A 25,781-nucleotide genomic window follows, 5' to 3' on the forward strand; every position below is an offset into this window, starting at 1 on the left:
CCCACGCCTGCGGTCACGAAGTCAGTATCGGTCGTGAGCGGCGTCGCAATCAATGCCGCAACGTCGAACGCGGCGTTCAGGGCGTTCAGTGCGAACGCAATTCCCGGCGTGGCTCGGCGAACCGGAAGAACTCGAATGTGATGAGCGCGAGCAGGACCGCGGTGAGTACGCCCAGCGTCGCGAGGGCCGGCAGGTGCCACACGACGGGGATGAGGCCGAGCAAGACGATCACCGTCACGATCCGGGGCACACTCAGCAGCCCGGCTCCGTACTTCTTGAAGAACACCAACGCCGCGACGTACAGCGCGGCACCACCGAACAGCGCCACGAGTGGCCACCCGGTCAGCGGGTCCGTCAACCGGTGATGGTTGCCGTCGCCCACGTAGTAGAGGATCTTCTTCAACCCCAGCGAGAGCATCACGATGCCGATCACCATCGGCAGGTGCGCATAGCTGTAGCAGCCCTGGGCGATGAGGATGCGTCGGCGCCCGTCGGATTCCTCGAACGCGTGCTCCACTATGAGCGAGGTGACGTCGAAGTATGCCCACCACAGCAGCGACGACACCGCCAGGCCGAGGAGAGACGCGACGATGATCGCCCACGTGATCGGCAGGCTTGCGACACCGATCCCGATCGAGACGATGGACTCGCCCAGCGCGACGATGACGATCAGCCCGTGCCGTTCAGCGAAGTGGCTGACCGATCGCAGCCGCCAGCCGGTGCCGCCGATCAGGGTGCCGAGGTAGTCGCCGGCGAGGGCGAGGAACCACATGACCGTCTGCCACGGCCCGGTCAGCTGCGACGCGATCAGCAGGAAGGTGGTGCCTGCGAGCATCGACGGCACGAACCGCATCACCTGGCCGCGTAGCTGCGGATCCTCGCGACTGATCACCAGGAACATCAGGATGTGCAGCGCGCGGACCACGAAGTAGCCGATCGCGAAGACCACGGGCCCGTCGAGGCCGCCGGGTAGGTCGTCGAACGCCTCGGGGATCGTCAGGGCGACGATGAACACTGCGGACATCGCCGCGAGCATCACCACCCGGACGACGCCCTCGTCGGCCCGCACGAGGTTCGCGAGCCACGAGTAGCCCACCCAGCTCCACCACAGCACGGCCATCACCAGCACGCCGTGCAGAAGGTTGATCCCGCTGGGATCTGCCGACATCAGGTCCGTCACCCGGGTGAGCGCGAAGACGAACACCAGGTCGAAGAACAGCTCCAGCGGCGAGACGGACGCCCGTTCCTCGGTGGGGCGGGTACTCAGGCGTCGAGTGAGGTCCACGGCGACGATGCTTCCACCGACGGAGCCGACGTGCGCCCCGAAACCGATGGCCGGGACGGCCCTGCACCGGATCGGACGCTCGTCGGTAAGCTCGACAGCTGGACTTGCATCAATCCATCTACCCGGAGGTACACACGCGTGGCTCTCGTCGTCCAGAAGTACGGGGGATCCTCGGTCTCGAGTGCCGAGCGCATCCGACGCGTCGCTGAACGGATCGTCGAGACGAAGAAGGCGGGCAATGATGTCGTCGTGGTCGTCTCGGCGATGGGCGACACGACCGACGAACTGCTCGACCTCGCGCAGCAGGTGTGCCCGGTGCCGCCGGCTCGCGAGATGGACATGCTGCTCACCTCGGGCGAGCGCATCTCCAACGCCCTCGTCGCGATGGCGATCCACTCCCTCGGCGCGCAGGCTCGATCGTTCACCGGCTCGCAGGCCGGCGTCATCACGACCGGCAGCCACGGCAACGCCAAGATCATCGACGTCACGCCGGGCCGCGTCCGCGCTGCACTCGACGAGGGCTCGATCGTTCTGGTCGCCGGCTTCCAGGGCGTCAGCCAGGACAGCAAGGACGTCACCACGCTCGGCCGTGGCGGCTCCGACACCACCGCCGTCGCGCTGGCCGCGGCCCTGAAGGCCGACGTCTGCGAGATCTACACCGACGTCGACGGTGTCTTCACCGCCGACCCGCGCATCGTGCCCGACGCGCAGCGCCTCGACACCGTCTCCTTCGAGGAGATGTTGGAGATGGCCGCGTGCGGCGCCAAGGTGCTCATGCTGCGCTGCGTCGAGTACGCCCGCCGCTACAACGTGCCCGTGCACGTCCGCTCGTCATACACGACCAAGCCCGGAACGATCGTGTCCGGATCGATGGAGGACATTCCCGTGGAAGAAGCCCTGATCACCGGTGTTGCCCACGACCGCGGCGAAGCCAAGGTCACCGTCGTCGGCCTGCCCGATACCCCGGGCCACGCCGCCAAGCTCTTCCGCGCGGTAGCCGACGCCGAGATCAACATCGACATGGTGCTGCAGAACATCTCCAAGGTCGAGACCGGCAAGACCGACATCACGTTCACGCTGCCCAAGTCCGACGGCCCGCGCGCGGTCGAGAAGCTGACGGCGCTGCAGTCGGAGATCGGCTTCACGCAGATCCTGTTCGACGACCTCATCGGCAAGGTGTCGCTCGTCGGCGCCGGCATGAAGAGCCACCCGGGCGTCACCGCCAAGTTCTGCGAGGCACTCGCGGACGCCGACGTCAACATCGACCTGATCTCGACGTCGGAGATCCGCATCTCGGTGCTCGTCAAGGACACCGATCTGGACGACGCCGTGCGCGCGATCCACGGAGCTTTCGAACTCGGCGGCGAGGAAGAGGCCGTCGTACACGCAGGAACGGGACGGTAATTCGAGATGACCACCATCGCTGTCGTCGGTGCCACCGGCCAGGTCGGCATCGTCATGCGCACCCTGCTCGAGGAGCGCAACTTCCCCGCCGACAAGGTCCGCTTCTTCGCGTCCGCGCGCTCGGCCGGCAAGACGCTGCCGTTCCGCGGTGAGGACGTCGTGGTCGAGGACGCATCCGCGACCTCCGACGAGGACCTGAAGGGCATCGACATCGCGCTGTTCTCGGCCGGTGCCACGCTCTCGCGTGCGCAGGCCCCGCGGTTCGCCGCGGCCGGTGCGATCGTCGTCGACAACTCGTCGGCGTGGCGCAAGGACCCCGAGGTTCCCCTCGTGGTCAGCGAGGTCAACCCGGAGGAGACCAAGAACCCGCCGAAGGGCATCATCGCCAACCCGAACTGCACCACGATGGCCGCGATGCCGGTCCTCAAGGTGCTGCACGACGAGGCGGGCCTGCAGCGCCTGATCGTCAGCAGCTACCAGGCGGTCTCCGGCAGCGGCATCGCCGGTGTCGAGGAGCTCGTCGGCCAGGTCCGCGCTGTCGCCGACGACGCCGAGAAGCTGGTGCACTCCGGCTCGGCCGTCGACTTCCCGGCCCCCGACAAGTACGTTGCGCCCATCGCGTTCAACGTGGTGCCCCTCGCCGGCGCGCTCGTCGACGACGGCAGCGGCGAGACCGACGAGGACCAGAAGCTCCGCAACGAGAGCCGCAAGATCCTCGGCCTGCCGGACCTGCTGGTGTCGGGTACGTGCGTGCGCGTGCCGGTCGTCACCGGTCACTCGCTCGCGATCAACGCCGAGTTCGAGCGTCCGCTGTCGGTGGAGCGCGCCCAGGAACTGCTGGCCGCCGCCCCCGGCGTCGAGCTGGTGGACGTGCCGAACCCGCTGGCTGCTGCCGGCGGTGACGTCTCCCTCGTCGGCCGGATCCGCCAGGATCCGGGTGCCCCCGAGGGCCGCGGTCTGGCGCTGTTCGTCTCGGGCGACAACCTGCGGAAGGGCGCGGCGCTCAACACGATCCAGATCGCCGAGCTGCTGGTCCGCTAGGGACACATCTGATCCGAAGATGCCCTGTACCGATCGCGGTACAGGGCATCTTCTGTTTCGGGGTCTTCGTCAGTCGAGTTCGGAAATGGCGACCAGCCCGCCGAGATATTCGGAATCCGAGTACGCCTTGGCCAGCAGTGCGCCGAGCTCGGCGAGAGCCTCGTGGTCGGGACCGTACGCGACGAACATTCCGGCCTCGGGATCGGTGCGGAAGCGTTCTTCCAGGTGGGGTGCGTCGCGCCCCACCACCGCGTGGGCCACCGAGGCCCAGTCGTATCCGGAACCGTCGAAACCCTCCACCTGCTCGAAGATCGCGGCCACCTTGCCGAAATGCTGGTCCGTCAGCATCAGCGACCAGTTACCCGGTGACGTCTCGAAAAGCTGCAGTGGCTCGATCGAAGGTGATGTCATGGGTGCATTGAAGCAGAACCGACCGACAGGTGTGTCTCGTCGGCCGCCGGATCGCTTCGGTCGGCGAGTCCTGATGCCGCCGAGTGTAATTCGACGTAGGTTGGCCTCGACGGTGGCCGATGGTGGTCCGGCTCACGCGCGGGATCGAGAGGGTATCGACGATGGACGCTGGGAACAGTCGGGACTGGGCGCCGCTCCTGGAACGTCTGGCTGACCGTAAGTCGGCGGCGCGGGCGATGGGCGGCAGCGAGAAGGTCACCCGCTACCGGGCGACGGGACGACTCGATGCGCGCGCCCGGATCGAGTACCTGCTGGACCCGCAGTCGTTCGACGAACTCGGCCTGCTCGCGGGCGACGGCATTCCCTCCGACGCGTTCGTCGCCGGATCGGGTCTGGTCGACGGACGTCCGATCATGGTCGGCGCCGAGGACTTCACCGTCGCCGGCGGGTCCATCGGCACCGCGGCCGCCTCCAAGCGGACGCGCGCAGCCCAACTGGCACTGCGCAACCGGGTCCCGCTGGTGATGATGCTCGAGGGCGCGGGGCATCGCGCGACCAACGCGCTCGAGCGGAACCGACCCGCACCCAACGACCTGCAGGCCATGGCGGAGCTCTCCGGGCTGGTGCCGACGGTCGCGATCGTGACGGGACCGTCGGCCGGTCACGGGGCCCTCGCCGCGCCGCTGTCCGACTTCGTGATCATGATCGCCGGGCACGGCGCGCTGTTCACGGCCGGGCCGCCGTTGGTGGCGGCGTCCACCGGCGAGCAGATCGACAAACAAGCACTCGGCGGGCCGCAGGTCGCGATCGACGCCTCCGGTGTCGCCCACAATCTCGCCGACTCCGACGAGGCCGCGCTCGCTCTCGCCGGCCGGTACCTGTCGTACTTTCCGAGCAGCGCGTGGCAGCGGCCGCCGTGGGTGGGTCCCGAGGGCGGCAACCACGACGTGGGGGAGCGGGCGCTACCGGAACTGCTGGACCTGGTCCCGGTGAACCAGAAGCGCCCCTACGACATGCGTGCCGTCATCGACCGACTGGCCGACGCCGGCACGGTCACCGAGATCCAGCCCACCTACGGGAAATCGATCATCACGGCGCTCGCGCGCATCGGCGGGCACTCGGTCGCGGTCGTCGCGAATCAGCCGAGTGTGATGGCGGGTTCGGTGACGGTCGAGGCCGCCGACAAGGCCGCGGGCTTCCTGCAGCTGGTGGGGGCGTTCCACCTGCCGGTGGTGTTCCTCGCGGACAATCCGGGGGTGATGGCGGGCAGTGCGTCCGAGAAGGCGGGCATCCTCAAGGCCAGCGCCCGGATGTTCGCCGCGCAGCACCGGTTGCGGACCCCCAAGTTCCACATCACCGTCCGCAAGGCGTTCGGGTTCGGCAGTTCGGTGATGGGGATGAATCCGTACGACGACCAGTCCATGACGCTCGCGTTTCCCGCCGTCACCCTCGGCGGCATCCCCGCCGACGTCGGGGGCCGGACGGCGAAGGAGGACGACGAGACCCGGCGCGCGCTGGTCGAGAACGAGGCCTCCGGACCGTGGGCGCTGGCGCAGACGCTGTTCTACGACGACGTCATCGACCCACGCGAACTCCGCAACATCCTGATCTGCGGCCTGCGGACATCCACCCGCGACGGAAGCGGGATCGAACCCGTCGCGCACCACGGCTACCTGCGCTAGCGGCTCACGGGTGCGTCGGTGCCGTCGTACGTGCGGTAGCCGCCACGCCGGACAGTAGCGTCACGATGGCGATCCCGACCACGAGGTAGATCAGTGAGCTGCCGATCTTGGACTCGGTGGTGGCGTAGACGGTGAACGGCCACAACGCGACCGCGATCGTCGCGAGCATGCAGATCCATCCGAAGAACGTCGGTGCGCGTGGTGTGGAGATCATCAGCAGGTGCAGCAGCGCCGTCGCCAGCAGCGCCGCGACAGCTGCGTACCCGGCGAGCGTGGTGACCTGCGAATCGCCGAAGGCGGTGGCGGGGGTGATCACCGGGATGTCGAGCAGGCCGCGGACGAGCAGGAGCCCCACCACTGCGGCGAGGGCCGCGACGATCGCGGTGGCGGCCCCGCCGGCCCACAGACGCTTCGCATCGAGAGTGGGTGCCGGCGAAGGGCCGGGCGGGTATGCGGTCATCGAGTGTTCCTTCCGGTCGCCGGTCGGGGAACCGTCCTGTGGACAACGTAGGTCGGCGACCATCCCGACGCCGTCACCCGTGGCGGGTGAAACATCGGACGCCGGGTGTCTGTGCCGCTCCCGATGTGGACGTGTCACGATTCGCTGGACGCGATAGTGGTTCCACGTTCGCGGACCGCATCGCCGACATCGACGCGCAGATCGTGCTCCTGTGGTCCGCCACGTCGGCGAGCACCGGTCACCGGCGCCGGCACCCCCCGACGGGTGCCGACGCCGGTGCATGACGGGCGGGCGGTCAGGCCGCCGGCATGGCCGACCCGCTGAGAAGGCCCTGGACGAATTCGGCGATGCCGTCGAGCATTCCATCCTCGAGACTGCCGAGATCGACGCTGCCGAGCAGTCCGCCGTCCGGGACGGACACGATCTGCGGCCGGCTCACCGCCGGTTCCTCACTGTTCGGCGAAACGCATTCGCCCACAACGGCGTAGAGGCCGTCAGTGAGCTCCGCGCTGAAGGTGTCCTCGTCGCCGGGGCCGACGCGCTGGGCGATGTCGGTGCGCCACGACAGGAATCCCGGGTCGTCGATCTTGCCGGGATCTGCCTCGAGTTCGGCCAGTTTGGATGACTCGAGGGCGAAGGCGCCGCACGTGCTGGTGGGCTCGCTGTTGGTGTTCTTCAGCGTGACGTTCAGTGTGTTCGCTTCCACGTTCGTCGTGACCGTCGGGCCGGTGAGCTCGACCGGTTCGGCGGATGCGAGGGCGGGTACCGCAAGCGCCGAGGCGGCGACGATCGCGGCGCCGCCGACCGTGCGGGAGAACACTTTCCGGTTACGCAACTGCATGTAGAACCCCTTCCGAAGGTGGGACGCTGGGCATGATCGGGGTGTCGGGATCGCGGCGGGATCTCCATGTCGGGATCTCGAAACCAAGATCACCACTCCACCATCGGGGCTCGGCGCCGGGGCTGCAACAGAAGGGTCGGGCAAATGCGACATCGGCGGCGTCCGTGCCGGTGTCGCAGTGATGTGACGGTTTCCCGATTCGCCGATGAGCAGCGTCGATCCACGACGCCCCGCAATAGATAACGATACGATAACGGTATCGCTCCCGGTGTGGATCAGGCGTTGCGACTCTTGGTGTTTCGAGAGTCCGTCGCGAATTCCTCGCGGAGTCGGGTGAGCGCGCGATGCTGCGCGACCCGAACGGCGCCCGGTGTCATGCCGAGTGCGTCCGCGGTGTCGGTGGCCGTACGGCCGTCGATGATCCTCAGGTGCAGAATCGTCCGCTGCTGTGCGCTCAACACGTCGAGCATTTGTTCGGTGCGCTGCAATTGCTCCGAGCGCAGTGCGTGCTCCTCCGGTCCGTCGTCCCGCGTCGGGACGTCGGGGACGGTCTCGACCGGGACGCTCCGGTCCCTGCCCACCGCGCGCACCGCGTCCACCACCTTGTGCGAGGCGACGCCGTAGACGAAGGCGATGAACCGTCCGCGATTCTCGTAACGAGGCAGGGCCCGGAGCACCGCGATGCACACTTCCTGGGTGATGTCCTCGGCGGACGGGTAGCGCATCCCCTGCATCCGCGACCGGCAGAAACTCAGCACCATCGGGCGGATGCGCACCAGGACGGCGGACATCGCCGCGCGGTCTCCGAGAGCGGCGGCGACCGCGACGTCGTTCAGGTCGGTGGGGGGCGAGGCGTACCGGGTACTCACCCTGCACAGCTAACTGGTGCCGACTGGGGCCTTGCTCTCGACAACCGGTGAACTTCCTGGGAGTTCTTCCGCGGGTCCCCGCAGGAACCGTCCGATCGGTCCCTCGTCCAGCGCGAGTGCCTTGGTGACCACGGTCGCACCGACGATGATGCCGCACGCGACGAACATCCAGCCGATCGCCGTGAACACCAGCCCCAGGTCGCCGAACTTGGTCTCCGCCGACGCGACGATCCGTGGGAGAGCGACGTTACCGACGATCCGCAGCGCCGTGAGGCCCACCGCGGTGATCGCCCCGGTCGACCACAGCACCCGGGCCGACAGGCGACGCTCGGTGAGCAGGTGCGGCACCAGGGTCCACAATCCCATCCAGACCGCGAACTGTGCCGCCAGTGCGAGCGGACCGCCGACGTACGCGAGGTCCCGCAGTATCCGGGTCCCGCCGACCAGTGCGGCGGACGCCGCCACCGACAGCAGCACGGCCACCCACCGCCACCAACTCGCGAGGCGGAGTGTCGGGACGTGCCACACCCGCCCGTACAACCGGCCCAGCACGCGGGCGAAGGACGTGCCGCTGAGTATCACCATGAGCAGCCCGACGATCCCGAACGCGGCGAACGACGGATCATCGATGGAGAGGCTGTCCGGGGAGAAGTCGACGGCGTCCATATCGACACCGAACTGGTCGAAGAATCCCTTGGTGAAGTTGTCGTGGCTGCCGATCGTCGATGCCGCGATGACGACCGGCAGTACCGACGTGAACGACTGTGCCGCCAGGGTCATCGAGCGGTCGACCAACTCGATGTCGACGAGCCCCGACAAGACGCGTTGCACCGTACGGCCGGGCGCGGTGCCGCGCAGCCAGCCCTGCGCCGTTTGCGAGCGGGCCGCGAGGGCTTCCTTGGCCAGCGCCACATTGAACTTCGACGACTTCACAGCACCCCGCTCATGCCCGATGAGAAGCCGGCCGTGCCGGTCTCGATGATTCCGACAGCGTAGGCGACGCGCGCAGCCGAATCGGGTTGCCGAATCGACGAAACACGGCGGGTCCGCGCGATTCGTCCTGCTCGTCCGCAACCGTCGTCGGAATCGGGACGGATCCGGGGAAACCGGCGGGGCCTCAGGAGTCGTCGGCGTACCGTCGGGGCGACGCGATCGAACGGGCTCCGGCGGGCAACCACAGGGAGTGTGACATGAGCGGACGGATCTCGCGGCGAGCCTTCAACCGCGGCCTCGCGTGGACGGCCGGCGCCGTGGGTGTAGGGGCGATCACCGCAGGAGTGCCGGGGGTGCGGGCGCAGGATCTGGGCGATCTCGGCAATATCGACCCGTCCCGCCCGCAGTTGTTCGCGTCGCCGCGTATCGAGCCCTTCGTCGACGAACTGCCCCGCATTCCGGTGCTGTCCGGCTCGCAACTGGAGCTGCGCGCCACGAGCACGACACATCGGTTCCACCGCGACCTCGACCCCTCTCCGGCGCTCGCGTACGGCGGCATGGACTATCTCGGTCCCACCATCGAGTCGCACAGCAACGACCCGCTGACGGTGTCCTACCGCAACGAGATCGGGGTCCATCCCCTCGCCGCGGACTTCGACACCACACTGCACGGCGTGACCGAGCAGGATCGGACGTCGGTGCCCACGTCGATGCATCTGCACGGCGCCGTGACACCCCCCGAGCACGACGGGCACCCCGCGTTCCTGCAGCGGCCGGGACAGGGGCACGTCCATCACTACCCGAACGGCCACGAGGCCACCCAACTCTGGTACCACGATCACGCGATGGGGATCACCCGCCTCAACGTGTACGCCGGACTCGCCGGGATGTTCCTGCTGCGGGACGAATTCGACACGGGTGCAACCGGTAACGCGTGGGGGCTGCCGTCGGGGGAGTTCGAGATTCCGCTGGTCCTGCAGGAGAAGATCTTCACCGCGGACGGACGGCAGAGCATCCGGGCCACCCCGCTGGTGCCGCAGGGGCGGTGGGACGGCGGAACCCCGGGCGACGTGGGGGTGGTGAACGGCAAGATCTGGCCGGAACTCGAGGTGGCGCGGGGCTTCTACCGCCTGCGTATCGTCAGCGCCGCGTCCTTCAGCGTGTGGAATCTGTTCTTCGGCAACCGGATGCGGTTCTGGATTCTCGGCATGGAGGGCGGGCTCCTGCCCGCGCCGGTAGCCTCCGACCGCGTGCGGCTCGCACCCGGAGAGCGGGTCGATCTCCTCGTCGACTTCGGGGCACTGGAACCCGGTGCGACGGTGGAACTCTGCAACGACGAGCCCCCGCCGCTAGGGGCGTCCCAGCGCGGTGCCCGGGCGATGCCGCTATTCTGCCGGTTCCGGATGTCGGCGGGACGCGGCTTCTCCGGGCGGGTTCCGGAGACGCTGCGCGGAGGGTCGGGGCAGCCCGCGGATCTGGAACCGGTGCCGACGCCGCAGGTGCAGCGAACGGTCACTGTGATGCAGTTGATCGACCAGTCGACCGGTGGAACGATCATGTCGCTCAACAACCTGATGTTCGGCGACCCCGACATCGAGATGCCTCGGCAGGGCACCGTCGAACAGTGGAACATCGTCAACGTCGCGCCTGAGCCGCACCCGATTCACCTCCACCTGGTGAACTTCCGCGTGCTGGGCCGGCAGAACATCGATGTCGCGGCGTACACCAGGCAGTACCCGCAGCCGCCGATCGGTACCAAGTGGACGCCGCCGGCCGACGACTTCGTCACCTCCCCGCTCGCACCGCCGGAGCCGTGGGAGACCGGTTCGAAGGACACAGTCATCGCGGATCCGGGGACGATCACCCGGATCGTCGCGGTGTTCCCGACCGCCGAGCGCCTCGGTTTCGACCCCGATGCCACCTTCGGGGTGGGAGAGATCTCCGCCCCGGTGGAGGCCTCACCTCAGATGCCTGACCATCGGATGCCGGCCCATGCGGGACACGATGCCGTGCCGGCGGCGGGCCCGTTGCAGGGGTACGTGTGGCACTGCCACATGCTCGACCACGAGGACCACGACATGATGCTGGGTTTCCGCACCGTCGCCGGGGGATGAGGAGTAGGCGAGAGCCGATTCGAGATTCTGGGGACCCGCGGACCGAAGTGTCCGCGGGGCAGTTCATCCGATGGGTGTGAGGCCGCCGAGGCGATTCTGTTCGTACGGTGCCTGAGAGGCCGATGTGGCTGGATCCCACCATCTCGAGGAGTTTCCCATGGCAGGAACGCTGACCGTCTGGAAGTTCGCGTCTCCGTCCGGAGCGGACACCGCCGTCGCGACGTTGGAAGACCTGCAGAAGCAGGAACTGATCACCGTTCACGATGCGGCAGTGGTGAGTTGGCCGGAGGGGAGGAAGAAGCCGAAGACTCACCAGCTCGCCGATCTCGCGGGCGCGGGCGCGCTCGGCGGCGCCTTCTGGGGGCTGCTGTTCGGCATTCTGTTCTTCATCCCACTGATCGGGGTGGCCGTCGGTGCCGCCGTCGGCGCACTGACAGGGGCGCTGACCGACGTCGGAATCGACGACGACTTCATCAAGCGGCTCAAGGAACAGATCACCCCCGGAACCTCGGCCCTGTTCGTGTTGACGTCCGACGCGACGGTCGATCGCGTGCACGACGAGTTCCATGGTCAGCACGCCGAACTGATCTCCACGAACCTGTCCCATGAGCAGGAGGCGCACCTTCGCGAGGTGTTCGCGGACTGACCGGTAACGGCTTCTCGGTCCGGGAGGGACGATGACGGGTTCACGTAAATCACGATCCGACCGGGCCGTGTCCACGGTGCCGGTGCCGACATTGACACCGGCACCGTGGGCGATACCCCGTGGCTTGATCGTGTTACTCGCAGGTGCAGGCGCGGTGGTTTCGATCGCCGGGATCAAGACCTTCGCCGGGATCCTCGGGCCGGTGTTCCTGGCCCTGATGCGCACCATCGCGGTGCAACCGATCCAGTCCTGGATGCAGCGCCGCAGGCTTCCCGCATGGCTCGGGATGATCACCGCCGTGATCGCGGTGTACCTGATCCTCATCGGCCTGGTCGGCGCATTGGCGCTGTCGGCCGCGCAACTCGCCACTCAGCTACCGCAGTATGCCGACACCGTCGACGACCTCCTGGACGGTCTCCGCTCGGCGCTGGCCGGAGCGGGCGTGAACTCCGACCAGATCCACAACGCGCTGAGCAGCATCGACGTGGGCAAGGTCGTCGCGCTGATCGAATCCGCGCTACAGAGTCTCCTCGGCGTGTTCTCCAACCTCTTCTTCATCCTGGCTCTGCTGCTGTTCATGGCGTTCGACGGGATGAGTATCGGGAAGAAGATGCAGGTCGTCGCACGCACCAGGCCCGAGATTGCGTATGCCCTATCGACTTTCGCTGCGGGAACCCGCAAGTACCTGGTCGTCTCCACGGTGTTCGGCCTGATCGTGGCGGTACTCGACGGCGGAGCGCTGTGGCTGATGGGCGTTCCGCTACCGGTGTTGTGGGCGCTGCTGTCATTCATCACCAACTACATTCCCAACATCGGCTTCGTGATCGGTGTGATCCCGCCGGCGCTTCTCGCGCTGCTCGACGGCGGGCCGGGTCTCATGGTGTGGGTGATCGTGGTCTACTGCGTGATCAATTTCGTCATCCAGTCGATCATCCAGCCGAAGTTCGTCGGCGACGCCGTCGGCATCAGCGTGACGATGACCTTCCTGGCGCTGGTGTTCTGGGCCTGGGTGCTCGGCCCGCTGGGCGCGCTGCTTGCAATTCCGATGACGCTTCTGGTCAAGGCGATGCTGCTGGACATAGACCCCGCCACCCGTTGGGTGAACGTCCTGATCGGCGAGAAGGCGGAGGACGTTGCGGTTCCGCCGGACCCCGACATTCTCTCTCCTGCAAAGGAAGTCGATGATCCGAGTCCTGAGCCGGAGTCGGTCGTGCCGGCGACGTGACATCTGTGTCCTCGTCGGTCGCCCGAGCCTCATCCCGAACGGGTGATGTGGACGGCCGGCGGAGGGCGCACCCTGATGGGGGCACGGACTCAACGACATGCGGAGCGGACGAGGAGATGTGCGATGCCGGACTCGAAGCCGAACATTCTGGTGATCTGGGGCGATGACATCGGCATCTCCAACCTCAGTTGCTACAGCGACGGACTGATGGGATACCGGACGCCGAACATCGATCGTCTCGCCGACGAGGGCATGAAGTTCACCGACTCCTACGGTGAGCAGAGTTGCACCGCCGGCCGCGCCTCATTCATCACCGGCCAGAGCGTCTACCGGACGGGGATGAGCAAGGTCGGCATGCCGGGCGTCGAGATCGGTCTCTCGGCTGAGGACCCGACCATTGCGGAACTGATCAAACCGCTCGGGTATGCCACCGGTCAGTTCGGTAAGAACCACCTCGGTGACCTGAACAAGTACCTGCCGACCGTGCACGGTTTCGACGAGTTCTTCGGCAACCTCTATCACCTCAATGCCGAGGAGGAGCCGGAACTCCCGGACTATCCCGACGCGGATCTGTATCCCCGCCTGTACAACCTGCAACGGCCGCGGGGCGTCCTGCGCTCCTGGGCCACCGATGAGGACGATTCCACCGAGGATCCGCGCTTCGGCCGCGTCGGCAAGCAGCGGATCGAAGACACCGGTCCGCTGACCAAGAAGCGGATGGAGACCATCGACGACGAGATCGCCGATGCGGCTGTCGACTTCATCCGGCGCCAGCACGAAGCGGAGGCACCGTTCTTCCTGTGGGTGAACTTCACCCACATGCACCTGCGCACGCACACGAAGCCGGAAAGCCTGGGGCAGTCGGGCATCTGGCAGTCGCCGTACCACGACACGATGATCGACCACGACAAGAATGTCGGCTCCGTGCTCGATGTCCTGGACGAGCTCGGCCTCGCCGAGGACACGATCGTCATCTACAGCACCGACAACGGCCCGCACGCCAACACGTGGCCGGACGGTGCGACCACACCCTTCCGCAGTGAGAAGGACACCAACTGGGAAGGCGCCTTCCGGGTTCCGCAGGTGATCCGGTGGCCAGGGAGGATCGAAGCGGGGGCGGTCTCCAACGACATCGTCCAGCATCACGACTGGCTCCCCACGTTCCTCGCGGCGGCCGGTGACACGGACATCGTCGACAAGCTGAAGTCCGGGCACGCCGCCGGCGACAAGACCTACAAGGTCCATATCGACGGCTACAACCTGCTGCCCTACCTCACCGGGGAGGTGGAGCGGAGCCCGCGCCGGGGCATGGTCTACTTCTCCGACGACTGCGACGTGCTGGGTGTGCGGTTCGAGAACTGGAAGATCGTCTTCATGGAGCAGCGGGTACAGGGCACACTGGGGATCTGGGCGGAGCCGTTCACGGAACTGCGGGTACCGAAGCTGTTCAACCTCCGCACCGATCCGTTCGAGCGGGCCGACTCGACGTCGAACACGTACTGGGACTGGTTCCTCGACCACGATTACATCGCCCTCTACGGCACCGCGATCGCTACCGCCTTCCTCGACACGTTCAAGGAGTTTCCGCCGCGGCAGGAGCCAGCCACCTTCACGATCGATCATGCGGTGAAGAAGCTGCACGCCTTTCTGTCGCGGGACTGACCGGCATGGTGAATGCACTCGAGTCGTGGGCCGACGGGGGAACAAGATCCGCCATAGTCGATTTCGTGGATCGGGTCACGGCGGTCGGCGGACCGGACTTCGTCGAACCCGAGGACCGGGTGGCGGTTTTCGACAACGACGGCACACTCTGGTGCGAGAAGCCGATGCCCATCCAACTCGACTTCACCGTGCGGCGCTTCGCCGAGATGGCTACGGGCGAACCCGATCTGCGCCAGAAACAGCCGTGGAAGGCGGCCTACGAGAACGACCTTCAGTGGCTCGGCACGGCGATGGTCAAGCATTATCAGGGCGACGACGGCGATCTGAAGCTGCTGATGGGCGCGGTCACCGCCGCGTTCGACTCGGTCACCGTCGAGAATTACGACGCGCGGGTCCGGGCCTTCTTCGCCGGGGCGGATCACCCGACGCTCGGCCGCCCCTATTACGGGTGCGGATACACGCCGATGGTCGAGTTGTTGCGTTACCTCGAGGAGAACGGCTTCACGACCTACATCGCGTCCGGTGGTGACCGCGACTTCATGCGCCCGGTCGCCGGAAGGCTCTACGGGCTGCCGCCGGAACGCATCATCGGCAGCGCGCTCGGTCTGTCGTACCGCGAGGGCGAGGACACCACCGATCTGCTCTACAAGGCCGCGATGGATTTCTTCGACGACGGACCGGAGAAGCCCGTCCGGATCTGGAGCAGGATCGGGCGGCGGCCGATCCTGTCGGTCGGCAACTCCAACGGCGACCTTCCGATGCTGGCGTTCTCCGGGCAACCCGACCGCCCGTCCCTGCGGATGGTGATCCTGCACGACGATGCCGAACGCGAGTTCGACTACGTCGCCGGCGCCGAACAGGCTCTCGATCAGGCGCGAGAGAAGGCCTGGACCGTGGTAAGCATGAAGAACGACTGGACGAACGTCTTCTCGACGGCCGTCACCTGACCCCGAAGAGGAGCAAAGGCCCAGTGGGTGATTCGGCATTCTCCGACCTCCGAGACGTACCGGCGCAGACATTCACGATGGGCTCGGATCGGCACTACCCGGAGGAGGGCCCGGCGCACCGTGTGAAGGTCGATGCCTTCGCCATCGAGACCCACCAGGTCACCAATGCGCAGTACGCGCGTTTCGTGCGGGACACCGGCTACGTCACGGTGGCCGAGAGGCCGTTGGACCCCGCCGATTTCCCGGGGGCGCCCGTAGAGAACCTGCAGCCCGGATCGATGGTCTTCACACGCACCGCCGGTCCGGTCGATCTCCGGCACCTCAGTCAATGGTGGATCTGGACGATCGGGGCGTCCTGGCAGCGCCCCACAGGCCCCGGATCGTCGACCGCCGGGCTCGGGGACCACCCCGTCGTTCATGTCGCGCACGAGGATGCAGCGGCGTACGCGCAGTGGGCGGGACGGGCCCTGCCCACCGAGGCGCAGTGGGAGGCCGCTGCGCGGGGCGGGCTGGACGGCGCCGACTTCACGTGGGGCAAGGACGGCGAGGCGGACGATGAGCGTCTCGCGAACTTCTGGCACGGCGACTTCCCCTGGCGAGCGGATTCCGGGTACGGCACCACCGCAGCGGTCGGCAGCTATCCGTCGAACGGGTACGGCCTGCACGACATGGCGGGCAACGTGTGGGAATGGACGGCTGACTGGTACTCGGACCGACATGCCGACTCGGCGGACTCGTGCTGCGCACCGCTCAATCCGCGTGGGCCGGACGTGTCGCAGAGCTTCGACAGCCGTCAGCCCCAGTTCCAGGTGCCCCGCAAGGTGATCAAGGGCGGCTCGTTCCTGTGCGCCGACAGCTACTGCCGCCGCTATCGGCCCGCGGCGCGCCGACCCCAGATGATCGACACGGGGATGAGCCACATCGGGTTCCGCTGCGTGGCGGGCACCGCGTAGTCGAACCCGATCGGCGGCGTTCCGCGACGCGTCGGGCTACCAGGCGGAGTCGCCGCGGAGCACGGCGTCGGCGCCGCCGTCGACGAAGACGACCTGACCCGTCACGTGCGAGTTCTTCGGGGACACAAGCCAGGACAGCAGCGGGGCGATCTGCTCGGGACGTGCGTGTCCGTGCAGCGGCATCGGGACGGCGCCGTCGATGGCGGCGAGGCCCGCCGGGGTGTCGAGCATCGCCTGGATCATCGGCGTGACGATGGTGCCCGGCGCGATCGCGTTGAGCGGGATACCGGCACCCGCCCACTCGGCGGTGATCGCGGTCCGTCGCACCCAGCGCGCGATCGCGGCCTTGGACGACCCGTAGACGAGGGCGCCGTGACCGCGCTCGACCGCGGCCCGCGCGGCCTCGACCGCCGCGGGCTCGTCACCGGCCAGGGCGGCGTCGACGATCGCCGGATCGTTCGGGTGCAGCGACGCCACCGACGAGATCACGACCGCGCGGGGGTCGGTGCCGGCGGCGAGCAGCGGGCGCAGACCCTCGAGGGTCGCCACCGCGCCGAAGTAGTTGACCTTGATGGTGAGCGGATCGAACAGAGCGACGCCGGCGCATGCGATCACGCCGTCGAGGCGGCCGCCGGTCAGTTCGCGGGCCTGCTCGACAAGGTCCGCCCGCCCGTGCTCGGTGGCCAGGTCGGCCGTGATGTCGGCGTCGCGCAGGTCGGTGCCGATGACCCGGGCGCCCTGGTCACGGAGGTACGCGGTGGTAGCGGCGCCGATTCCGGAGGCGCTGCCGGTGACGAGGAAGGTACGGGGCATGGTCCGGCCCTTTCGTGGGGGAGGGAGGCGAGTGCACGATCGCGGGGTGCCAATCTGTGCCAGGTTGCCAGTTTGTGCCACGCTGTTAATGTGTGTCAAGACACACTTTCGAGAGGTGGCACGTGGACCGAGACCCGCCGGGTTTGTCCGGACGACGACGCGACGCGGTGCGCATGGACATCGCCGCGGCGGCCGCGAACCTGTTCGTCGCCGACGGCTTCGATGCGACGTCGGTGGAGGACATCGCTCGCGCCGCGGACATCTCGGTGCGCACGTTCTACCGGCACTGCGGCGCGAAGGAGGACACGCTCACCCCGGTCCTCACCTCCGGTATCCGCGACTTCGCCGGCTATCTCGCGGCGCGGCCTGCTCGCGAGTCCGTCGAGGCCTCGGTCCACGCGGCGTTCGCGGAGTGTCTACGGCGGGATCGCTACGCCGAACTGATCTCTACACGAGAACTTTTCGTCATTCTGACGTCGGTATCCGGCATCCGCGCCCGCTGGATGGTTGCGGCGCACGATCTGGCCGACGAGATGCGGCCGCTGCTGGCAGGTCGGGCCGGGCTCGATCCGGCGGGTCTCGAGGCCCGCCTGCTGTCGCACACGCTGATCGGCGCCCTCACCGTCGCACTCGAGTACTGGGTGACGTGCGATCCGGAGGATCCTGCGGGGCCGGCGGACGTGGGTGAGCTGGCGGCGTCCGCGCTGTCCGTCCTACGCCTCGATGTCCAGATTCCGGCGCGAAGCGACTAGCTCGACGAATCCGTTCGACAGACAACATGTTTCGGCAGACAAGGAGACAATCATGGTTCGGTCACTGGTGAGAAGCGTCGTGGTTTCGGCAGATCCCGATCGGGTCTGGGCCCACATCGGCGACTTCGACGGGCTCGGCGCGTGGCATCCGGGCGTCCCGCCCTCGGAGCTCGAGGGCGACACGGAGCCGACCGAGGTCGGTGCGATCCGCGTCTTCTCGATCGACGGGCGCGTCGTCGCCCGGGAGCTTCTCGTCGGCCGCGACGCGGCGGCGCGCACGTACAGCTACCAGGTGCTCGACCCGATGCTGCCGATCAGCGACTACATCGCCACCCTCGCGGTGCGGCCGCACGCCGGCGGCACCGAGATTCATTGGAGCGCGGAGTATCAGGCCGCCGACGACGCGGCGGTCGCGACGGTGGAGCAGATGTTCGGCGACGGGGTCTATGTCACCGGACTCAACGCTGTGGCAACGTATTTCGCGGACTAGCCGCGCACCGACCGCCGGCTCGTCGTCGCTTGCTAGTGGCGACGAGCCGAGCAGTCGATACACATCGTGGCGGCGGGCACCGCATCGAGTCGGGCCTCGGTGATCGGTGTTCCGCATCGGACGCAGACGCCGTACCTGCCGTTCTCGAGGCGCTGTGTTGCCGCAGACAGGTCCTCCAGGTCGCGGCGAGCGTCGTCGAGAAGGGCCGAGACCTGGGCACGCTCGAAGGCGATGGTCGAGCCTTCGGGATCGTGCTCGTCGTCGTCCGTGGTGAACTCCGATCCCTCCACTGTTTCGCTGAAACGCCGGGTGAGTGCGGCGATGCGGCGCTCCGTGTCGGCGCGTTCCCGGGCGATCCGGGCCCGATGCCGGGAGGCGGTCGCGTCCGCGTCGGCTCCTGCGGAACCATCGTCCTGCATGGGTGTTCCTCCATCGAAGCCGGTATGCGGTCACCGAAAGTTGATCAGTAGCCCGGCCATCCACACGCAGGCCAGGGTGAAGGCTGTGATCAAGACGGCCTCGAGCAGCGTGGTGCCGACCATCAGCGCGAACAATCCGGGCACGAACACGATGAGTGCGATGCACAGCAGCCATGCCAATCGCAGTGACGTGGTTCGTATCCCGGCCCGCCGCGCGCATTGTGGAGTCTCGCGCATGTCGTCTCCCGTGAGCTGTGGTGCGCTCCTGTCGTCTGTGCCGTGCAGTACTTACTCGACGGTAGCGGAGTGGTAGCGGGGACGTGTGGGGAATCGTCCGAATTGTACTGCGGTGCAGAGACTGGCCGAATCGATTGCCCGGATGTGGTTGCGGGCGAATCCATCCCGCTCCGGGTGCCGGGTGCGGACCATTGCGCCCGCACGGCCGCTGACGGTGCGGCCGGCTCGTCGCGCGCACCGGACGGGGGCTGCCTCTGCTCGGAGGGTCGCCCCGCCTCCGGTCCTCGCCGGACGGCCGACTTCCGCGCGACCACCCCATCCTGGAGGTTGTCGTTCTTTTGACTTATTCCAGAAAAGGGGCATACTGGGAACCATGCAACACGGAGAGCACGGCATCGAACCCCGCACCCTGCTGAGGGAAGCGGGCCTACGTGTCACGGCTCCCCGGGTTGCGGTTCTGAATGCTGTTGCCGCGAATCCGCATTCGGATGCGGAGGAGATCGCTGCCGAGGTGCGTCGTCAGCTCGGGACCGTCTCCACTCAGGGCGTCTACGACGTGCTGGGGGCCTGTGTCCGAGCGGGTCTGCTGCGCCGGATCGAACCTGCGGGTTCGTCGGCACGGTACGAGACCCGCACCGCGGACAACCATCACCACCTGGTGTGCCGCTCGTGCGGCACGGTCGTCGACGTGGACTGCGTCGTCGGCCACGCTCCCTGCCTGGAGCCCTCGAACGACCACGGCTTCGAGATCGACGAGGCCGAGGTGGTGTTCTGGGGTCTGTGCGGCGGTTGCCGAAGTGTTTCGGCGAAAACCACAGCAGAGACCGTTGCCAGCTCACAGAATCAAGACGATGTGCCCGGATCGGGCGGGTCGAACCATTCGAAGACAGCCACAGCCCACTAGTGCCAGGAGGCTTCGCAAAATGACGTCCGCACAGTCACGTCCGACGACGAACAACTTCGGAATCCCGGTCAGCAGCGACGACGAGTCGTTGACCGCGGGTACGCAGGGGCCGATCCTGCTGCACGACCACTACCTGATCGAGAAGCTCGCGCAGTTCAACCGCGAGCGGGTGCCGGAGCGCATCGTGCACGCCAAGGGTGGCGGCGCGTTCGGCGAACTCGTCATCACCGGTGACGTCAGCAAGTACACCAAGGCGAAGTTCCTGCAGCCCGGCAAGAAGACCGAGTCGCTGGTGCGCTTCTCCACCGTCGCCGGCGAGCAGGGCAGCCCCGACACGTGGCGCGATCCGCGCGGGTTCGCGATGAAGTTCTACACCGAAGAGGGCAACTACGACCTCGTCGGCAACAACACCCCGGTCTTCTTCATCAAGGACCCCATCAAGTTCCCCGACTTCATCCGCTCGCAGAAGCGTCTGCCGGGTTCGGGTCTGCGCGACCACGACATGCAGTGGGACTTCTGGACGCTGCGTCCCGAGACGGCGCACCAGGTGACGTGGCTGATGGGCGACCGCGGTATCCCGAAGTCGTGGCGGCACATGGACGGGTTCGGCTCGCACACCTACCAGTGGGTCAACGCTGCCGGTGAGCGCTTCTGGGTGAAGTACCACTTCAAGACCGACCAGGGCATCGAGTTCCTCACGCAGGCCGAGGCCGACACCCTCGCCGGCTCCGACCCGGATTACCACCGCGCCGATCTGTACAACGCGATCGATCGGGGCGAGTTCCCCAGCTGGACCATGAAGGTTCAGGTCATGCCGGTCGCCGAGGCGGAGGGCTACCGCTTCAACCCGTTCGACCTGACGAAGGTGTGGTCGCAGAAGGACTACCCGCTCATCGAGGTCGGCAAGTGGACACTCAACCGCAATCCGGAGAACTTCTTCGCGCAGATCGAGCAGGCGTCGTTCGAACCGTCGAACGTGGTGCCCGGCATCGGGTTCAGCCCCGACAAGATGCTGCTCGGCCGGGTGTTCTCCTACGCGGACGCCCATCGCTACCGGATCGGCACCAACTACGCCGACCTGCCGGTGAACGCGCCGAAGTGCCCCGTGAACTCCTACTCCAAGGAGGGCGCGATGCGCTACAGCTTCAACTCCGCCGACACTCCGGTGTACGCGCCCAACTCGTACGGCGGGCCGCACGCGGATCCGTCGGCCGCCGGTGACGAGGGCCTGTGGGCGTTCGACGGCCAGGCGGTGCGCGCCGGGTACATTCAGCACCCGGAGGACGGCGACTTCACGCAGGCCGGAACCCTGGTCCGCGAGGTGCTCGACGACGCCGCCCGCGAGCGTCTGGTGAGCAACATCGTCGGCCATGCGCTCGGTGGTGTCAGCGAACCCGTGCTGCAGCGCGTGTTCGAGTACTGGAAGAACGTGGACGCCGAACTCGGCAAGAAGGTCGAGGTAGGCGTGCGCGCCGGCCAGAAGTAGACCGATGAGCCCGATGGGCCCGTTCCGGAATTGGACAATTCCGGAACGGGCCCATCGGCTTTCACGAACCTGTCGGCCTCATCGACTCGTCAGGGGAGCAGGCCCCACCAGTAGATGAAGGTTGCTGCCAGCCACAGAATCAGAGTGTCCATAACCGCCTCCCGAGCATTCGAGGACTGCCTCCATCATGCCCCTCGGCGTCGGCTCTGAACAAACACGGCAATTCCGTACACGAGTACCGCCCCGATGATCCAGGCCTCCAGCACCGCGATCGCTGTGGGGAGGCCGTCGTTGTCGAAGTACGCGGTGCCGCGCAGCGCGCGAACGGTGACGCCGACCGGCAGGATGTTCGTCAGCGGTTCCAACCAACCCGGAAGGAACTGTGCGGGCAGGATGCCGGTGCTGGTCGCGTTTCCGAACACCAGCAGGACGACGGCGGCGACGAAGATCCCGGGCGGCCCGAAGAGTTTGAGCAGCGCCACGGTCGAGGCGCCGACGGCAAACGCGAGCAGACCGACGAGCGTGGCGGTCATGAGGAACGACGCCGGCAGCGCCCCGAAAACGGGCTGGACCAGCCAGGCGACGACGAGGCTCACCAGGATCGAGAAGGCCACTGCGCTGACGGCACGCCAGACGACGGGCAGTCGCGGACCGGCCTGCATGCTGGTGAGGCCGAACAGAAACGCCGCGAGGACGACACCGAAGGCGGCGTAGAACACCGACAGTCCGCGGGAATCGCCCGACGCCAACGGGACGACGTCGGTCACGGTCAGCGGCGTGCCGGTCGCCGCGGCGGCCGCCCCGAACGCACGGGACAGGACCTCGGTGACCGCCGGCCCGTTCGCGCCCGCGACGAGCAGTTCCGCGGTGGGCGCACCGGCGGCGACGAACGCGCCGAAGACATCGTGCGACTCGACGGCCTGCCGGGCCGTGTCGGCGGACGGGTAGACGCGCACGTCGAAGGCGTCGCCGGCGGCCGCTGACTGGGCCTCGATCGCGGCGACCGCCGGTGGCGGCGCAACCACTGCGACGGGCAGATCGTGCGGTTTCGGATCGTGGAAGGCGGCCAGGAACACCGCGACGAAGATGGCGCCGATCAGCAACCCGACCAGCATCGGGACCACGGTGCCCCGCACGACCGTGTCGCGCTCCGGCTCCGAGTGCTCGGCTGACCGATCCGGCTCCGAATCGTCTACTGACCGCGTCGACGTCGCTGCCATACATCGAGTGTGCCCACATCACGGCGGCGCGGTGGACGTTCTCGACGTCACGGTTCGAGAAAGCGTGCCAGGAACTCGATCAGCAGCCGCTCGCCGACCGGTGCGGGCAGTGCCTCGACGAGGGCGAGGACGTCGGCCTGGGGGCCGGTGAGCCCGGCCTTCGGATCCAGCCCGGCGAGCCCCAGCACGGCGGCGCTGACCTCGCTGGTGAGATCGGCGGGATCGATCTGCGCGGCGGCCGCGACCAGATCGGCGGGGGCGTCCGCGCCCGGGACCCCGCGGGTACGGTCCGCCGCCTTCTGCAGCGCCGCGATCAGGTCGTCGACGACCCGCTCGGTGACCGGCGTGATCGTCAGATGCGTGGTGCGCGGCAGGACCGTTCCGTCCGACTGGGTGTACCGGGGCTGCGGCTGCAGCGCCCACCCGTCGTCACCCGCGGCGTCGGACCACCGGTGCGGATCGACGCGGCGCTCCGGCGACACCGACTCGTCCGTGGCGATCGCCAGCAGGGGGCCGACGGGATCGCCGACGACCCGCAGGCCCACGATTCCCGCGATCGCGCCGCGGATCCGTTCGGTCGCGCGCGCCATCGGTGCGACCAGGGCTGCGAATCCCTCCTCGCCGAGGGCCTGTGTCACCGCCCAGCCGGCCGCGATCGGCATGACGCTGCGCGATCCCAGCAGCGTCGGATTGACCACGGAGTAGCCGGGCCACGACGTGGTGGCGAACCAGTGTGCGCGGTGTCGGTCGCGGTCGCGGTAGAGCAGCAGCGACACGCCCTTGGGGGCGTACCCGTACTTGTGCAGGTCCACCGACAGGCTGCTCACGCCCGGCACCGTCAGATCCCACCGCCGTGTCAGGCCCGGCCACCACGGCAGCACCCAGCCGCCGATGCAGCCGTCCACGTGCAGTGGGACATCCTGGGCTGCACACAGTTCCGCGATCTGCTCGACTGGATCGAGGGCGCCGTGCGCATACGACGGCGTGCTCGCGACGACCAGGGCCACGTCGGGCGACAAGGCCGCGGCGACGTCCGACGGCCGCAGCCGCGCGGTGACGGGATCCACCGGCAGCACCTCGAGCCGCAGATCGAGATGCTGCGCCGCCTTGTGGAAGGCCGCGTGCGCAGTGGCGCCGATCAGCAGTGTCGGGCGGTGCTCGGCCCCCGTTCGCCTCCGCCACGTGTCCCGTGCGGATTTGACGGCGAGCATGCAGCTTTCGGTGCCGCCGCTCGTGACCGAGCCGACGACGTCCGGGTCGCCACCTGCGAGCACGCCGCGCCCCAGTTCGACGAGATCGCGCTCCATCGCCGCGATCGACGGAAACGTGGTGGGGTCCAGCCCGTTCAGCGACTGCGCGCGCAACGCCGCGGCCCCCGCGAGCTCGGCGAGTTCGGCGACGCCCGGGTCGTACACGTACGACAGCAGGCGTCCGCCCGACGTCGGGGCATCCGCCGCGCGAAGGGCATCGAGGCGGGCGAGGACGTCGGCAGGATCGTTGCGGAACTGCATCAGTGGCTTCCGTTCTGGGAGTAGGAGTCCTCGGCGGCGAGGCGGTAGCGCGCGAGCGCGACGATGCTGAGCGCGGTGAGGATCGCAGGAGCCGCGGAGATCGCCAGTGCGATGCCGTTGATCGCGGTCTCGGACTGGTCGGCGTGGTGGTCGTCGGTGGACGAGACGAACCCGGTGATCGCGAGGATCGCGAGGACCAGAGCGGGACCGAGCGCCAGGCCGATGGTCTCGACGGCCGTCCACACGCCGCTGAACGCCCCGGCGCGAACCGTGCCGCCCTCGCGCTTCTCGTGGTCGCTGATGACGTCCGGCAGCATCGACATGCCCAGCATCTGCATGCCCGCGTAGCCGACACCGGCCACCGCGACCACCGCGTACACCCACCACCCGGTGTCCACGAGCAACCCCAGCAGCGCCACGGTGGCGGCGAGGAACAGGCTCGACGCCAGCAGGTAGGCGCGCCGCTTGCCCCACGCCCGCACCGAGCGTGACCACAGCGGCATCACCGCGACCGCCGGACCGACCAGCGCGGCGAACAGGATCGACACCGACCGCTCGTTGCCGAGCACATACGTGGCGGCGTACTGCGCTGCGGCCAGCATGGTGCCCGTCGCGAAGGCCTGCAGCGCGGACGCCGTCAGCAGCATCCGGAAGGGCCTGCTGGATCGGACGACGCGCAACGAGGCCGAGAACGAGGCGTCCTCGCCGAGCGACGGCTCCGACGCCGCCCGGCGCGGCGCCACACGGGACGCCGCGAACATGCCCAGTCCCAGCAACGCGCCGGCGACGATGCCCATGACGAGGTAGCCCCAGCGGCCGCCGCCACCCAGTTCGCGCAGCTCCGGACCACCCGCGCCGAAGAGGAGGATCGCGATGCCGAGAACCGCGACGCGCCACGCCATCAGACGCGCGCGCTCGTGGTAGTCGTCGGTGAGTTCGGCGGGCATCGCGATGTACGGAACCTGGAACATGCTGAACGCCACCGCGGATGCGATGAACGCGACCGCGACCCACACCGCACCGCCGGCGGCGTCGACCCCGTCGGGCACCGCGAAGGTGAGCGCGAAGAAGACCGGCAGCAGCACGGCGCCGATCGTGAGGAACCGCCGTCGGCTCCCGGTCCGACGGGCCCACGAGTCGCTCCACGCCCCGATCGCCGGATTGAGCACCACGTCCAGCGCCTTCGGCGCGAACACCACGAACGTGGCGACGGCCGCCGCGACGCCCAAGGTGTCGGTGAGGTAGTAGGCGAGCACCAGGCCCGGAAGGGTCGAGAAGCCGCCGGTGCCGACCGAACCCAGCGCGTAGCCACGAATGGTGGCGGCGCTGAGCCGACCTGGCGCGGTGGACGAGACATTCGTGGCCGTCATGCGCGTCAATCTAGGCCAGCCGCAGGCCGGCGGGGGGCCGGTCGCGGCCGTCGGAGCGTCGTGTCGGTGGTCATTGCTAGCGTTCCCGGCAAGGGGTCCGGGGCTG

Annotated in this window: 25 protein-coding genes; 13 read left to right on the plus strand and 12 right to left on the minus strand. The window is 67.9% G+C overall.

What is annotated here, in order from left to right; genetic code table 11:
- Positions 1–85 precede the first annotated feature (85 nt).
- Positions 86–1,285, minus strand: coding sequence for a low temperature requirement protein A (locus J2X34_RS17110; RefSeq protein WP_258557816.1), 1,200 nt, complete (start codon positions 1,283–1,285; stop codon positions 86–88).
- Between the two features lie 138 nt (positions 1,286–1,423).
- On the opposite strand from J2X34_RS17110, the gene J2X34_RS17115 reads away from it, so the two are divergent.
- Together J2X34_RS17115 and J2X34_RS17120 are read left to right on the plus strand one after the other, a co-directional pair.
- Positions 1,424–2,689, plus strand: a complete 1,266-nt coding sequence (locus tag J2X34_RS17115) for an aspartate kinase (protein WP_114721185.1) — start codon at positions 1,424–1,426, stop codon at positions 2,687–2,689.
- Positions 2,690–2,695: 6 nt separating this feature from the next.
- Positions 2,696–3,730, plus strand: a complete 1,035-nt coding sequence (locus J2X34_RS17120; protein WP_114721183.1) for an aspartate-semialdehyde dehydrogenase — start codon at positions 2,696–2,698, stop codon at positions 3,728–3,730.
- A gap of 69 nt (positions 3,731–3,799) precedes the next feature.
- Here the strand turns inward: J2X34_RS17120 and J2X34_RS17125 are convergent, their stop codons facing one another.
- Positions 3,800–4,141, minus strand: coding sequence for an Imm51 family immunity protein (locus tag J2X34_RS17125; protein ID WP_114721181.1), 342 nt, complete (start codon positions 4,139–4,141; stop codon positions 3,800–3,802).
- Between the two features lie 161 nt (positions 4,142–4,302).
- On the opposite strand from J2X34_RS17125, the gene J2X34_RS17130 reads away from it, so the two are divergent.
- Positions 4,303–5,823 carry an acyl-CoA carboxylase subunit beta gene (locus tag J2X34_RS17130; protein WP_429518567.1) on the plus strand — a complete coding sequence of 507 codons (1,521 nt, stop codon included), beginning with the start codon at positions 4,303–4,305 and terminating at the stop codon, positions 5,821–5,823.
- 4 nt (positions 5,824–5,827) lie between these two features.
- On the opposite strand, the gene J2X34_RS17135 is transcribed toward J2X34_RS17130, so the two are convergent.
- The 4 genes from J2X34_RS17135 to J2X34_RS17150 form a co-directional block, all read right to left on the minus strand.
- Positions 5,828–6,283, minus strand: coding sequence for a DUF6069 family protein (locus J2X34_RS17135; protein WP_429518569.1), 456 nt, complete (start codon positions 6,281–6,283; stop codon positions 5,828–5,830).
- A gap of 295 nt (positions 6,284–6,578) precedes the next feature.
- On the minus strand, positions 6,579–7,124 hold the full coding sequence (locus J2X34_RS17140; protein WP_114721179.1) for a hypothetical protein: 546 nt from the start codon (positions 7,122–7,124) through the stop codon (positions 6,579–6,581).
- Positions 7,125–7,399: 275 nt separating this feature from the next.
- Positions 7,400–7,993, minus strand: coding sequence for an RNA polymerase sigma factor ShbA (gene shbA / locus J2X34_RS17145; protein WP_429518571.1), 594 nt, complete (start codon positions 7,991–7,993; stop codon positions 7,400–7,402).
- Between the two features lie 9 nt (positions 7,994–8,002).
- Entirely contained in the window at positions 8,003–8,926 is a 924-nt protein-coding gene (locus J2X34_RS17150) for a hypothetical protein (protein WP_114721177.1), read from the minus strand.
- A 257-nt stretch (positions 8,927–9,183) separates the two neighbouring features.
- Between J2X34_RS17150 and J2X34_RS17155 the strand changes: the two genes are divergently transcribed.
- The 6 genes from J2X34_RS17155 to J2X34_RS17180 all read left to right on the plus strand — a co-directional run bounded on the left by J2X34_RS17155 (position 9,184) and on the right by J2X34_RS17180 (position 16,473).
- The gene (locus J2X34_RS17155) at positions 9,184–11,040 is read left to right on the plus strand and encodes a multicopper oxidase family protein (protein ID WP_114721175.1); all 1,857 of its coding nucleotides are present in this window, start codon (positions 9,184–9,186) and stop codon (positions 11,038–11,040) included.
- Between the two features lie 157 nt (positions 11,041–11,197).
- Entirely contained in the window at positions 11,198–11,686 is a 489-nt protein-coding gene (locus J2X34_RS17160) for a DUF1269 domain-containing protein (protein ID WP_114721173.1), read from the plus strand.
- A 31-nt stretch (positions 11,687–11,717) separates the two neighbouring features.
- Positions 11,718–12,911, plus strand: a complete 1,194-nt coding sequence (locus J2X34_RS17165; protein WP_429518574.1) for an AI-2E family transporter — start codon at positions 11,718–11,720, stop codon at positions 12,909–12,911.
- Positions 12,912–13,034: 123 nt separating this feature from the next.
- Entirely contained in the window at positions 13,035–14,573 is a 1,539-nt protein-coding gene (locus tag J2X34_RS17170; protein ID WP_114721169.1) for an arylsulfatase, read from the plus strand.
- A 5-nt stretch (positions 14,574–14,578) separates the two neighbouring features.
- Entirely contained in the window at positions 14,579–15,520 is a 942-nt protein-coding gene (locus J2X34_RS17175; protein ID WP_114721167.1) for an HAD family hydrolase, read from the plus strand.
- A 77-nt stretch (positions 15,521–15,597) separates the two neighbouring features.
- Complete coding sequence (locus J2X34_RS17180) at positions 15,598–16,473, plus strand: formylglycine-generating enzyme family protein (protein ID WP_397484644.1); 876 nt, start codon at positions 15,598–15,600, stop codon at positions 16,471–16,473.
- A 36-nt stretch (positions 16,474–16,509) separates the two neighbouring features.
- Here J2X34_RS17180 and J2X34_RS17185 read toward each other — a convergent pair whose 3' ends face one another.
- Positions 16,510–17,286, minus strand: a complete 777-nt coding sequence (locus tag J2X34_RS17185) for an SDR family oxidoreductase (RefSeq protein WP_429518577.1) — start codon at positions 17,284–17,286, stop codon at positions 16,510–16,512.
- 122 nt (positions 17,287–17,408) lie between these two features.
- Between J2X34_RS17185 and J2X34_RS17190 the strand changes: the two genes are divergently transcribed.
- Entirely contained in the window at positions 17,409–18,038 is a 630-nt protein-coding gene (locus tag J2X34_RS17190) for a TetR family transcriptional regulator (protein WP_429518579.1), read from the plus strand.
- A 52-nt stretch (positions 18,039–18,090) separates the two neighbouring features.
- Complete coding sequence (locus J2X34_RS17195) at positions 18,091–18,528, plus strand: SRPBCC family protein (protein WP_114721161.1); 438 nt, start codon at positions 18,091–18,093, stop codon at positions 18,526–18,528.
- Between the two features lie 32 nt (positions 18,529–18,560).
- Here J2X34_RS17195 and J2X34_RS17200 read toward each other — a convergent pair whose 3' ends face one another.
- Entirely contained in the window at positions 18,561–18,947 is a 387-nt protein-coding gene (locus tag J2X34_RS17200) for a TraR/DksA family transcriptional regulator (protein ID WP_429518581.1), read from the minus strand.
- A gap of 30 nt (positions 18,948–18,977) precedes the next feature.
- Entirely contained in the window at positions 18,978–19,184 is a 207-nt protein-coding gene (locus tag J2X34_RS17205; protein ID WP_147283496.1) for a hypothetical protein, read from the minus strand.
- 373 nt (positions 19,185–19,557) lie between these two features.
- On the opposite strand from J2X34_RS17205, the gene J2X34_RS17210 reads away from it, so the two are divergent.
- A complete protein-coding gene (locus J2X34_RS17210) occupies positions 19,558–20,088 on the plus strand; it encodes a Fur family transcriptional regulator (protein ID WP_429518583.1) in 531 nt (176 codons plus the stop codon).
- A gap of 19 nt (positions 20,089–20,107) precedes the next feature.
- Positions 20,108–21,574 (plus strand): catalase, encoded by a 1,467-nt coding sequence (locus J2X34_RS17215; protein WP_114721155.1) that lies wholly within the window; start codon positions 20,108–20,110, stop codon positions 21,572–21,574.
- Between the two features lie 185 nt (positions 21,575–21,759).
- Here the strand turns inward: J2X34_RS17215 and J2X34_RS17220 are convergent, their stop codons facing one another.
- The 3 genes from J2X34_RS17220 to J2X34_RS17230 are packed head-to-tail and all read right to left on the minus strand — an operon-like array spanning position 21,760 to position 25,675.
- Entirely contained in the window at positions 21,760–22,794 is a 1,035-nt protein-coding gene (locus J2X34_RS17220) for a hypothetical protein (RefSeq protein ID WP_429518585.1), read from the minus strand.
- A 47-nt stretch (positions 22,795–22,841) separates the two neighbouring features.
- Positions 22,842–24,305 (minus strand): pyridoxal phosphate-dependent decarboxylase family protein, encoded by a 1,464-nt coding sequence (locus J2X34_RS17225; protein WP_429518587.1) that lies wholly within the window; start codon positions 24,303–24,305, stop codon positions 22,842–22,844.
- Complete coding sequence (locus J2X34_RS17230) at positions 24,305–25,675, minus strand: MFS transporter (protein ID WP_174907823.1); 1,371 nt, start codon at positions 25,673–25,675, stop codon at positions 24,305–24,307. The genes J2X34_RS17225 and J2X34_RS17230 overlap by 1 nt, the downstream gene beginning before the upstream one ends.
- Between the last annotated feature and the right edge of the window lie 106 nt (positions 25,676–25,781).

It is taken from the genome of Rhodococcus sp. BE178, from assembly GCF_050433545.1.
In the GTDB taxonomy this organism is placed as follows: domain Bacteria; phylum Actinomycetota; class Actinomycetes; order Mycobacteriales; family Mycobacteriaceae; genus Prescottella.

What these genes read in the sequence shown, in the direction of transcription:
- J2X34_RS17220 (WP_429518585.1), bottom strand. Translation starts at nt 22,794, where the DNA reads ATGGCAGCGACGTCGACGCGGTCAGTAGACGATTCGGAGCCGGATCGG.
- J2X34_RS17225 (WP_429518587.1), bottom strand. Translation starts at nt 24,305, where the DNA reads ATGCAGTTCCGCAACGATCCTGCCGACGTCCTCGCCCGCCTCGATGCC.
- J2X34_RS17155 (WP_114721175.1), top strand. Translation starts at nt 9,184, where the DNA reads ATGAGCGGACGGATCTCGCGGCGAGCCTTCAACCGCGGCCTCGCGTGG.
- J2X34_RS17125 (WP_114721181.1), bottom strand. Translation starts at nt 4,141, where the DNA reads ATGACATCACCTTCGATCGAGCCACTGCAGCTTTTCGAGACGTCACCG.
- J2X34_RS17175 (WP_114721167.1), top strand. Translation starts at nt 14,579, where the DNA reads ATGGTGAATGCACTCGAGTCGTGGGCCGACGGGGGAACAAGATCCGCC.
- J2X34_RS17165 (WP_429518574.1), top strand. Translation starts at nt 11,718, where the DNA reads ATGACGGGTTCACGTAAATCACGATCCGACCGGGCCGTGTCCACGGTG.
- J2X34_RS17200 (WP_429518581.1), bottom strand. Translation starts at nt 18,947, where the DNA reads ATGCAGGACGATGGTTCCGCAGGAGCCGACGCGGACGCGACCGCCTCC.
- J2X34_RS17135 (WP_429518569.1), bottom strand. Translation starts at nt 6,283, where the DNA reads ATGACCGCATACCCGCCCGGCCCTTCGCCGGCACCCACTCTCGATGCG.
- J2X34_RS17210 (WP_429518583.1), top strand. Translation starts at nt 19,558, where the DNA reads ATGCAACACGGAGAGCACGGCATCGAACCCCGCACCCTGCTGAGGGAA.
- J2X34_RS17180 (WP_397484644.1), top strand. Translation starts at nt 15,598, where the DNA reads ATGGGCTCGGATCGGCACTACCCGGAGGAGGGCCCGGCGCACCGTGTG.
- J2X34_RS17205 (WP_147283496.1), bottom strand. Translation starts at nt 19,184, where the DNA reads ATGCGCGAGACTCCACAATGCGCGCGGCGGGCCGGGATACGAACCACG.
- J2X34_RS17195 (WP_114721161.1), top strand. Translation starts at nt 18,091, where the DNA reads ATGGTTCGGTCACTGGTGAGAAGCGTCGTGGTTTCGGCAGATCCCGAT.
- J2X34_RS17215 (WP_114721155.1), top strand. Translation starts at nt 20,108, where the DNA reads ATGACGTCCGCACAGTCACGTCCGACGACGAACAACTTCGGAATCCCG.
- J2X34_RS17230 (WP_174907823.1), bottom strand. Translation starts at nt 25,675, where the DNA reads ATGACGGCCACGAATGTCTCGTCCACCGCGCCAGGTCGGCTCAGCGCC.
- J2X34_RS17120 (WP_114721183.1), top strand. Translation starts at nt 2,696, where the DNA reads ATGACCACCATCGCTGTCGTCGGTGCCACCGGCCAGGTCGGCATCGTC.
- J2X34_RS17170 (WP_114721169.1), top strand. Translation starts at nt 13,035, where the DNA reads ATGCCGGACTCGAAGCCGAACATTCTGGTGATCTGGGGCGATGACATC.
- J2X34_RS17160 (WP_114721173.1), top strand. Translation starts at nt 11,198, where the DNA reads ATGGCAGGAACGCTGACCGTCTGGAAGTTCGCGTCTCCGTCCGGAGCG.
- J2X34_RS17185 (WP_429518577.1), bottom strand. Translation starts at nt 17,286, where the DNA reads ATGCCCCGTACCTTCCTCGTCACCGGCAGCGCCTCCGGAATCGGCGCC.
- J2X34_RS17130 (WP_429518567.1), top strand. Translation starts at nt 4,303, where the DNA reads ATGGACGCTGGGAACAGTCGGGACTGGGCGCCGCTCCTGGAACGTCTG.
- J2X34_RS17140 (WP_114721179.1), bottom strand. Translation starts at nt 7,124, where the DNA reads ATGCAGTTGCGTAACCGGAAAGTGTTCTCCCGCACGGTCGGCGGCGCC.